Raw genomic sequence first — 10316 nt, 5'->3', positions numbered from 1 at the left:
AGTCTCGATTTCGTAGTCCCAGCCCCGCGAAGATGATTAGGAGTTTTGGGAGTCTAAAAGACGAACGAAAAGTCCAATCAGCTACCGCGTCAAAGTTTGATTGCTAATAAAAAGTGAGGTCGGGATCTTTTGTCCCAACCTCTGTATATCTATTATTAGTATAGAAGTTCGTAAATTTCCATCGCAATCAAGTCAATGCTGTCAAAAGTATATGTTTCACGAGCTTCAACATCACGAAGTGTAAAAATTGGGCCATTTTCTTCATCATGGTTAAAAGCAACTTCAGCTACAACAACTCCCTCGCGCTCAAAGTTACGTTTTAAGTTACCACCATCTTTTGTCATTGCTTCTAGGCGGTTGATGATTCTAACCAAATGTGATTCCATTTTGATTCTCCTCCATTTCTTATCGTTACTATTTTACCATAAAGAGTATCCACTTGACTAGAAAAAACTAAGATTTCTCGCTATTTCTGTTTTCTTTGAAATTTTATTGAAAATAAAAGGAAAAAGATTGTATTTTTATTCAAAACATGTTATACTCATACAAGTTTTAAGTTAGAAATTAGAAAGTAGTGGATTTATGAATTTTTCTTTTTTACCTAAATATCTGCCATATTTTAATTATGGTGCTCTCGTAACAGTCTTGATCTCTGTTTTGGTTGTCTTTTTGGGGACAATTTTAGGGGTAGTCTTGGCTTTTGCTCAACGTTCTAAAATAAGGCCCATAGCTTGGCTTGCCAATGTTTATATTTGGATTTTCCGTGGAACACCTATGATGGTACAGATCATGATTGCTTTTGCTCTTATGCATATCAATGCTCCGACAATTCAGATTGGAGTTTTGGGAGTTGATTTTTCACGTTTGATTCCAGGTATTATCATTATCTCTATGAATAGTGGTGCCTATGTATCAGAAACAGTTCGTGCTGGTATCAATGCAGTACCTAAAGGTCAATTAGAGGCGGCTTACTCTCTAGGGATTCGTCCTAAAAATGCCATGCGCTATGTCATCTTGCCACAGGCCATCAAGAATATCTTGCCAGCCTTGGGGAATGAGTTTATTACCATTATCAAGGATAGTTCACTCTTGTCAGCAATCGGTGTTATGGAATTGTGGAATGGAGCTACTACGGTGTCAACAACCACCTACTTGCCTTTAACTCCACTCTTATTTGCAGCCTTTTACTACTTGATTATGACCTCTATCTTGACACTAACCTTGAAAGCTTTTGAAAATCGTATGGGACAAGGAGAGAAAAAATAATGACTGAAACGCTTATAAAAATTGAAAATCTTCATAAAAACTTTGGGAAGAATGAAGTTTTAAAAGGAATTGATCTAGAGATTAAAAAGGGTGAAGTTGTGGTGATTATCGGACCGTCAGGTAGCGGTAAGTCAACCCTCCTTCGCTCTATGAATCTCCTCGAAGAAGCGACAAAAGGAAAGGTTATCTTTGAAGGAGTAGACATTACAGATAAGAAAAACGACCTCTTTGCCATGCGTGAAAAGATGGGAATGGTTTTCCAACAGTTCAATCTCTTCCCCAATATGACAGTGAAGAATAACATCACGCTTTCTCCTATCAAGACCAAAGGGGAAAGTAAGGAAGTTGCTGAGAAGAGAGCGCATGAGCTCTTGGAAAAGGTTGGTTTACCAGATAAGGCAGATGCTTATCCACAAAGTTTGTCTGGTGGGCAGCAACAACGTATCGCTATTGCTCGTGGTCTTGCCATGGAACCAGATGTCCTACTCTTTGATGAACCGACTTCTGCCCTAGACCCAGAAATGGTAGGGGAAGTACTAGCAGTTATGCAAGAACTTGCTAAGTCAGGTATGACTATGGTCATCGTGACGCATGAGATGGGCTTTGCGCGTGAAGTGGCAGACCGTGTCATCTTTATGGCTGACGGTGTTGTTGTCGAAGATGGAACTCCAGAGCAAGTCTTTGAACAAACCCAAGAACAAAGAACCAAGGATTTCTTGAGTAAGGTTTTGTAAGAATATCATGAAAAGCTCCAAGTGGGCTTTTTCTTATAGTTTCAGACTATAAGGTCACTTAGGTAAGAAGTGTTAGAGGGACAAGTGTTTTTTTGATATAATAGAAGATATTTGTTAGAAAAGAGAAAACACATGACACAGATTATTGATGGCAAGGCTCTTGCAGCCAAGCTCCAAGGACAATTGGCTGAAAAGACTGCGAAATTGAAGGAAGAGACAGGTTTGGTGCCTGGTTTGGTGGTTATTTTGGTTGGGGACAATCCAGCCAGTCAGGTTTACGTTCGTAACAAGGAACGTTCAGCGATAGCTGCAGGTTTCCAAAGTGAAGTCGTGCGAGTTCCTGAGACCATTACCCAAGAGGAATTGTTGGACTTGATTGCCAAATACAATCAAGATCCAGCTTGGCATGGTATTTTGGTGCAGTTGCCATTACCAAAACACATCGATGAAGAAGCTGTTTTATTGGCTATTGATCCAGAAAAGGACGTGGATGGTTTTCATCCGCTCAACATGGGGCGTCTTTGGTCTGGTCATCCAGTTATGATCCCTTCAACTCCAGCTGGCATCATGGAAATGTTTCACGAGTATGGGATTGAACTAGAAGGTAAGAATGCAGTTGTTATTGGTCGTTCTAATATTGTCGGTAAACCAATGGCCCAGTTGTTATTAGCTAAGAATGCAACTGTAACCTTGACCCACTCACGAACACATAATCTTGCCAAGGTAGCTTCTAAGGCGGATATTCTTGTCGTAGCAATCGGTCGTGCTAAGTTTGTGACTGCTGACTTTGTCAAACCTGGAGCAGTTGTCATTGATGTGGGGATGAACCGAGATGAAAATGGCAAGCTCTGTGGCGATGTTGACTATGATGCTGTTGCGCCAATCGCTAGTCATATCACACCTGTACCTGGTGGAGTTGGACCTATGACCATTACTATGTTGATGGAGCAGACTTATCAGGCGGCATTGCGTAGTTTGGTTAGATAATACAAGCATTGATTTTATATAGTGAAGAAACAAGTTCTAAAAAATGAACTTGTTTTTTCTTTCACTTATTTTAATAAAATTGCAGTAAAACTTCTACAAATTATTGAAAAAACTCTACTATTTTGATATATTAAAAGCATCAATATTTATATGGATAAAATAAGTAAGCGTCTAGAGGGAGGTTTATTTTTTGGAGTAAAATGTAATCGCTTACTAGAACATTGGAAAGGAACAATAATGGATAAGAGATTTTTTGAAAGACGGTGTCATTATAGTATTCGTAAATTTGCCATTGGTGCGGCTTCGGTTATGATTGGAGCTAGTATATTTGGTCTTCAGGTGGCTCAAGCAGCTGAAACCGAAACAGCAAGTCCCAGTGAGGAAACGATTCATCAAGTTCAACCTTTAGATAAGCTTCCAGATGATATTGCTGCAGCTATTGCAAAAGCTGAGCAAAATAGCCCACAAGATAACGCTACTGAAAAAGAAGGAAATGATGCGGTTGAATCCGCAAAACCAGCAACTGAAGAAAAGGTGACTGAGGCAACAAGTCCTAAGGTAGAAAAGGAAGCAGAAGTAGTCAGCCCTAAAGAAGACAAAGTTGAAAAAACTGAAAAACCTGCTGCTGAAGCGAATGGGAAAGAGTCTACAGTTTCAGAAGCAAGTGCTGAAAAGCCAGTAGTTCGAGAAGAACATACAGATACAACTAACCAGAATAAACCTGTAACGGACGATAAAAGCAAGGAAGAAAAAGCTTCTGCAAGTGAATCACCTCAAGCCACAAAAGAAAAGGAAAAAGAAAATCAGCTCCTTGAAGAAAGAAAACAAAATTTCAACAAAGACTGGTATTTTAAACTAAACGCTCAAGGTGACTTTTCTAAGAAAGATGTGGATGTTCATGACTGGTCTAAGTTGAACCTTCCTCATGACTGGAGTATCTATTTTGATTTTGATCACAAGTCTCCTGCTCGAAATGAGGGTGGTCAATTAAACGGTGGTACTGCCTGGTATCGTAAGACCTTCACGGTAGACGAAGCTGCTAAGGACAAAGACGTTCGTATTAATTTTGATGGAGTTTACATGGACTCTAAGGTCTATGTAAATGGTAAATTTGTAGGTCATTATCCAAGTGGTTACAATCATTTTTCATACGATATTACTGAATTTTTAAATAAAGATGGTAGTGAAAATACCATTGCTGTCCAAGTTACCAATAAGCAACCAAGTAGTCGTTGGTATTCAGGAAGTGGTATCTATCGCGATGTGACTTTGAGCTATCGTGACAAGGTGCAGGTAGCTGAAAATGGAAATCATATTACAACTCCAAAACTAGCTGAACAAAAAGATGGCAACGTTGAAACACAAATCCAAAGCAAGATCAAAAATACTGCCAAGACTTTAGCCAAGGTATTTGTGGAGCAACAGATTTTTACTAAGGAAGGTAAGGCTGTTTCAGATTTGGTTCGTTCTGTAACTAAGAGTCTAGCAGGAAATGAGACAGCTGACTTTAAGCAAACGATTTTAGTTAATAAGCCAACCCTCTGGACAACCAAAAGCTACCATCCTCAGCTCTATGTTCTGAAAACCAAGGTTTATAAAGAAGGTCAGCTAGTTGATGTAACAGAAGATACTTTTGGTTACCGTTATTTTAACTGGACAGCCAAAGAAGGATTCTCACTGAACGGTGAGAGAATGAAATTCCATGGAGTTAGTATCCACCATGACAACGGAGCCTTGGGAGCAGAAGAGAATTATAAGGCAACCTATCGTAAATTAAAACTCCTGAAAGATATGGGGGTTAACTCTATCCGTACAACCCATAACCCAGCAAGTCCACAGTTGTTAGATGCTGCGGCAAGTCTAGGACTTTTGGTCCAAGAAGAAGCCTTTGATACTTGGTATCGTGGCAAGAAAACGTATGACTATGGACGTTTCTTTGACCAAGATGCAACTCACCCAGAAGCCAAGAAGGGTGAAAAATGGTCTGATTTTGACCTCAGAACCATGGTCGAACGTGATAAAAATAATCCTTCAATCATCATGTGGTCACTCGGTAATGAGGTAGATGAGGCTGATGGTGGTGCTCGTTCACTAGAAATAGCCAAGCGTTTGAAAGCTGTCATCAAAGCTATCGATACAGAACGCTATGTGACCATGGGTGAAAACAAATTCAGTAGTAGATCTACAGGCTTGTTCTTAGAATTAGCAGCAATCATGGATGCTGTTGGTATGAACTATGGTGAGCGTAATTATGATGCAGTTCGTAAAGCGCATCCAGACTGGTTGATTTACGGTTCTGAAACTTCTTCAGCAACTCGAACTCGTGATTCTTACTTTAATCCTGCTCAAAATCTCTGGCACGACAATCGCCCAAATCGTCACTATGAACAATCAGACTATGGTAATGACCGTGTAGCCTGGGGTAGAACAGCTACTGAATCATGGACCTTTGACCGTGATCGTGCTGGCTATGCAGGTCAGTTCATCTGGACTGGTTTCGACTATATCGGTGAACCTACACCTTGGCATAACCAAGATAATACACCAGTGAAAAGCTCTTACTTTGGTATCATTGATACGGCAGGCTTGCCTAAGAATGATTTCTATTTATACCGTAGTGAGTGGTATAGTGCCAAAGAAAAACCAACTGTTCGTATCATGCCTCACTGGAATTGGACTGAAGAAACGCTCAAGGAACGTAATATGCTCATCAATGGTAAGGTTCCAGTTCGGACCTTCTCAAATGCTGCTAGCGTAGAATTGTTCTTGAACAACGAGTCCCTTGGTAAGAAAGAATTTGTTAAGAAAACAACTGAAGATGGGCGCCCTTATCACGAGGGAGCTAAACCAAGTGAATTGTATCTTGAGTGGTTGGTTGACTATAAACCAGGTACCTTAACTGCTATTGCTCGTGATGAAAATGGCAAAGAGATTGCGCGTGATAGTGTGACAACAGCAGGGGAGCCAGCTAGAGTTCGACTCACTAAGGAAGAGCATGTCATCACTGCAGACGGAAAAGATTTGTCATACATTCATTATGAAATCGTTGATGAAGATGGCAATGTCGTTCCAACTGCCAATAATCTTGTTCATTTCAATCTTCATGGCCAAGGACAAATTGTTGGTGTGGATAATGGAGAACAAGCTAGCCGTGAACGCTATAAAGCTCAGAAAGATGGCACATGGCAAAGAAAAGCCTTCAATGGTAAAGGTGTTGTCATTGTTAAATCCACTGAAAAAGAAGGGAAATTTACCCTTTATGCAGATTCTGCAGGTTTAGCTTCTGACAAGGCGACGGTCACAACTGTTTCAGGCAAAAAAGAAAATCGTCATTTTGTCGCTTTTGCTCCTGTTAAGGCAAGAACTGATGTCAGTGAGAATCCTAAATTGCCAGAAGCTGTGACAGCTATTTATAGCGATGGTAGTGTCGAAGAAAAAGCTGTGACTTGGGACATCCCAGAAGATCTCCTTGCAAGTGCTGGTGAGAAAAAAGTTCTTGGTAGTGTGGAAGGTCTCGAAGCCAAGGCTGAAGCCCTTGTCAAGGTAGTTGCGCTTGATAAGTGGTTGCCAAAAGTAGCAACTGTCCCAGTTGGTACAGCTGTTGAAAATTTGGACAAGACTGTTACGGCTGTTTTATCAGATGGTAACTTAGTTGATGCGGATGTCGTTTCTTGGACCTTGAAAGATCCATCTGCCTTGACAAAAGAAGGTGGACGTACTGAAGCAACTGGTAAATTGGAAGGCAATGACTACGAGGTGACAGCAACCTTTATCGCGAGTGATAAGGAAACAGAAAGTACTGTTACAGGTCTCACGGTTGGTGACAAGTCTCTTGAAAACTTTGAGCCTGGAAAGACCTACTACCGAGTATCCCTTCCTTATACTGCTAAAATCCCAAGTGTTGGAGCACAAACTACTGGCTACCAAGTAACTGTTCAACAAGCTTCAGTAGCTAATGATTATCAGGCTTCTGTATTTTTGAGTGACCAAAAGGGTGAATTGGTTCAAACTTATTTGATTCAATTTGTGAAAGAAGCGCCTGCCTTGACACGCTTGGAAGTAAGTGTTGAAGGAAAAGAAAATGCAACAGAAGACCAAGTTCTCCCTTATCATGTCATTGGACATTATGAGGATGGTTCGCATACTGAATTTTCAGCGTCAGATATCCATTTGGAAGTTAAGTCAGCTGATGGTGCTCATCTTGAGGTGAATGGTCAGAACTTGCTTCTTTACAAGAAAGGTAGTGTAACCCTCACTCCTCGTATTGACAATCAAACTGATAAGACTCAGTCTGTAGCAACTGAACTTGTGATAAAAGAAAATACAGTAGACAAGAAAATTGTCAAGCTACATCCTGTTTCTATCTCTACAGATATCAATCAGCAACCGAATTTGCCTGATCAAATCGGAGCAGAATTTGATAAGGGCTTACCTCGTAAAGTTTCTGTAACTTGGGACAAGGTAGATGCCAAAGAACTTGGTTACTATCATAGCTTTACCCTTAAAGGTCATGTCGAAGGTACAGATATTGAGGCTCTTGCCAATGTAACTGTTGAAGGTTTGCAGGTTGCAGAAGAAATCAGCCTTACTCTTCCTAAGGGTGAAACTGTTCAATTGCCATCTAGTGTTCGTGCTTATCATTCTAATGGAACAACTGTCTATAAAGATGTCCTTTGGGACAAGGTTCCTGAGAACTTTAGTCAGACTGAAGGTATCTATGAAATCAAGGGTCAATTGGTTGGTCGCCATTTGACTACCAAGGCCCATGTCCGTGTTTCTAGTCAAGTTGTTGCTGGAAACAATATCTCTAAACAGTGGACTGGTTCTCAATTGCCAGCTGCTATTGTATCCAATACGGGTGGTGATGATTCGGCCAATACTTTGAACGACTTGACAGTTTCAAGAGCCAATACAGATGTTAAGAATCGATGGACTACATGGCAAACAGGTACAGATAATGATTGGGCGTCTATCTTGTTTGGTAATTCAGGAGATTTGACCAAACGCTTTGTTGATAATCTTTCCGTTGATTTCTATACAGACGGAGCTATCGGACTTCCAAAAGAATATGTCATTGAATATTATGTTGGTCAAGAAGTTCCAGATCTTCCAAACGATGTCAATCATGCTCAAGGAGATACCAAGCATCCATTCAACAATGCTGCCAACTGGAAAGAAGTTGAACATCTCAAAGCTCCAGGACAATTATCTGCAGGTCAAACAAACCACTTTACATTTGATAAGGTTGAAACTTATGCTGTTCGTATGCGTATGAAGAAAGCAGATGGAACTGCTGGTGTTGGATTGACAGAAATCACTATTTTAGGAAGTAAAGTTCCAAGTGCTACCAGCTCAGAAATTTCTATCCAAGTAGATGGCAAGAAGCTTGAGCATTTCAATCCGTCTAAGACAGATTATTATATTCCTCAAGCAAGCAAGGAAATCACTGCAACAGCCAGCAACAACGGTGTGGTAACAGTTGTTCCTGCAACAAGTGAAAAAGGTGCGACACGTCTTATCTTGAAAGCTGAGGATGGAACTGTTCTGAAAGAATATCGTATCTTCCGTGATGACGAAAAAGAGTCAATACAACCAGTAGCTGCGGAAAATAGTGCCCAGACCTTGAATGTTGGTGATCAACTTCAATTGCCTGCAGAGGTAACAGTCTACTATCCATCACAGACTGGCTGGATTAAGGCTAACCTTGCTGTCCAATGGGATGCAGTGCCAGAACATGCGACTGCCGAAGAAGGTAGCTTTGAAGTTCTTGGTCATGTTCTAGGAACAGACTTAACAACCAAGATGCAAGTAACAGTTGTTACGAGGGGTAATCAAGTCATTTCAGAAAATGCAAATAATAATGAGACTGATTCTAAAGCCTTTGCGTCTACTACAAATGACACACAAGCAGCTTCTCGGGATAAGATTTTCTATATCAACGATGGGCACTTTAACGAAGATGGACGTTGGACTAACTGGTCTCGTACTCCGAAAGACCAAGAAACATCTGTGGGAATTCTCTTTAAGAAGAATGGTCAGATTACACCTCAATCTGTTGGAAAAGTAGCTATTCAATTCTTTAAAGACAGTGGAACAGATGCACCAGCGACAATGGTACTAGAAAGATATGTTGGGCCTGCCTATACAGAACCAAGTACTATTTCTCGTTATGAAGAAAATGCGGATCATCCATTTAACAAGGCAGAAAATTGGCAAGAAATTCCTTATAAGGCATCTGGAGAAATCGTGGCTGGTAAGCCGATTGAATTTACCTTTGATCCGATTCAGACAACAGCCATTCGAGCACGCATGACTCGTAAATCGACAACTAATGGTCTAGCAATGGTCGAGTTTAGTGCCTACTCTCCTGCTAAATCAAAAGATGTGGAAACTCCTTCAGTGACCATTTCAGTTGATGGAAAAGCATTGGAAAACTTTGATCCAGCGGTTTCAGATTATACAGTGAGCTTAAATGGCACTAAACCACAGGTGACTGCTCAAGCAAGTGGTAACGGTGTGATAACGGTTGTTGAGTCTATTCAGGATAACCTTCCTAGCCTTGTTCGTCTTCTTGCTAAGGATGGTAGTCTTGTCAAGGAATATCGTATTCATTTCAAACCTAGTCACCGTATAGTTCCTGAAGAAGGCGACCAAAGTCCTGTTCTCGAACGACCAAGTCTAGAAGTTGTCAAGACCGAAATTCCATTTAAGGAAATTATTCGTGAAAACAATGACTTAGCTCAAGATGAACGTCGTGTAATCTCAGAAGGTAAGAAGGGTGAAAGAGTTGATTATGTTGAGGTCTTAGGATCTAACCGTACAACTGTTCATACAGATACGACTGAGGCGCAAGATCGAATTGTTGAAGTTAAGGTCAAACCTGTCATTACTACTAGCAAAGGTGACGAGCCAGCTCCAGTCGTAGAAGTTCCAGAATTTGAGGGTGGCGTCAATGCTGCTGAAGCTGCCGAGCATGAGTTGCCAGAATACACAGATCCGATTGGCACAGTAGGTGACGAGTCAGCTCCAGTAGCAGAAGTCCCCGAATTTGAGGGCGGTGTCAATGCAGTAGAAGCTGCCAAGCATGAGTTGCTAGAATACACAGAAGCAATCGGGACAGCTGGTGACGAACCAGCTCCAGTGGTAGAAGTCCCAGAATTTGAGGGCGGTGTTAATGCAGTAGAAGCCGCTAAGCATGATGAGTTGCCAGAATACACAGATGCAATCGGCACAGTAGGCGACGCTCCAGCTCCAGTAGTAGAAGTGCCAGAATTCAAGGGCGGCGTCAATGCAGTGGAGGCTGCTAAGAATGAGTTGCCAGAATACACA

The 10316-nt window shown here is 41.1% G+C and carries 5 protein-coding genes; 4 read left to right on the top strand and 1 reads right to left on the bottom strand.

The features are described 5' to 3' along the window. Positions 1–155: 155 nt before the first annotated feature. Positions 156–386 carry a DUF1797 family protein gene (locus HMPREF2619_RS05300; protein WP_000443576.1) on the bottom strand — a complete coding sequence of 77 codons (231 nt, stop codon included), beginning with the start codon at positions 384–386 and terminating at the stop codon, positions 156–158. A 196-nt stretch (positions 387–582) separates the two neighbouring features. Between HMPREF2619_RS05300 and HMPREF2619_RS05295 the strand changes: the two genes are divergently transcribed. The 4 genes from HMPREF2619_RS05295 to HMPREF2619_RS05280 all read left to right on the top strand — a co-directional run. Continuing rightward, positions 583–1266 (top strand): amino acid ABC transporter permease, encoded by a 684-nt coding sequence (locus HMPREF2619_RS05295; protein ID WP_070459716.1) that lies wholly within the window; start codon positions 583–585, stop codon positions 1264–1266. Next, positions 1266–2000 carry an amino acid ABC transporter ATP-binding protein gene (locus HMPREF2619_RS05290; RefSeq protein WP_070459713.1) on the top strand — a complete coding sequence of 245 codons (735 nt, stop codon included), beginning with the start codon at positions 1266–1268 and terminating at the stop codon, positions 1998–2000. Before HMPREF2619_RS05295 ends, HMPREF2619_RS05290 begins: the two co-directional genes overlap by 1 nt. Positions 2001–2132: 132 nt before the next feature. Next, positions 2133–2987 carry a bifunctional methylenetetrahydrofolate dehydrogenase/methenyltetrahydrofolate cyclohydrolase gene (locus tag HMPREF2619_RS05285; protein WP_070459710.1) on the top strand — a complete coding sequence of 285 codons (855 nt, stop codon included), beginning with the start codon at positions 2133–2135 and terminating at the stop codon, positions 2985–2987. Between the two features lie 237 nt (positions 2988–3224). Further along, a partial coding sequence (locus tag HMPREF2619_RS05280) for an SIALI-17 repeat-containing surface protein (protein ID WP_261673721.1) occupies positions 3225–10316 on the top strand: 7092 nt, incomplete at its 3' end.

The sequence above is a fragment of the Streptococcus sp. HMSC074B11 genome (genome assembly GCF_001808705.1).
Taxonomy (GTDB): Bacteria; Bacillota; Bacilli; order Lactobacillales; family Streptococcaceae; genus Streptococcus.
The sequence above is the reverse complement of the archived record's forward strand: the minus strand, read 5'-3'. Positions and strand labels throughout refer to the sequence as shown.

Excerpts from the sequence above, each read along its gene's own strand:
- HMPREF2619_RS05295 (WP_070459716.1), top strand. The coding sequence starts at position 583 with ATGAATTTTTCTTTTTTACCTAAATATCTGCCATATTTTAATTATGGT.
- HMPREF2619_RS05300 (WP_000443576.1), bottom strand. The coding sequence starts at position 386 with ATGGAATCACATTTGGTTAGAATCATCAACCGCCTAGAAGCAATGACA.
- HMPREF2619_RS05290 (WP_070459713.1), top strand. The coding sequence starts at position 1,266 with ATGACTGAAACGCTTATAAAAATTGAAAATCTTCATAAAAACTTTGGG.
- HMPREF2619_RS05285 (WP_070459710.1), top strand. The coding sequence starts at position 2,133 with ATGACACAGATTATTGATGGCAAGGCTCTTGCAGCCAAGCTCCAAGGA.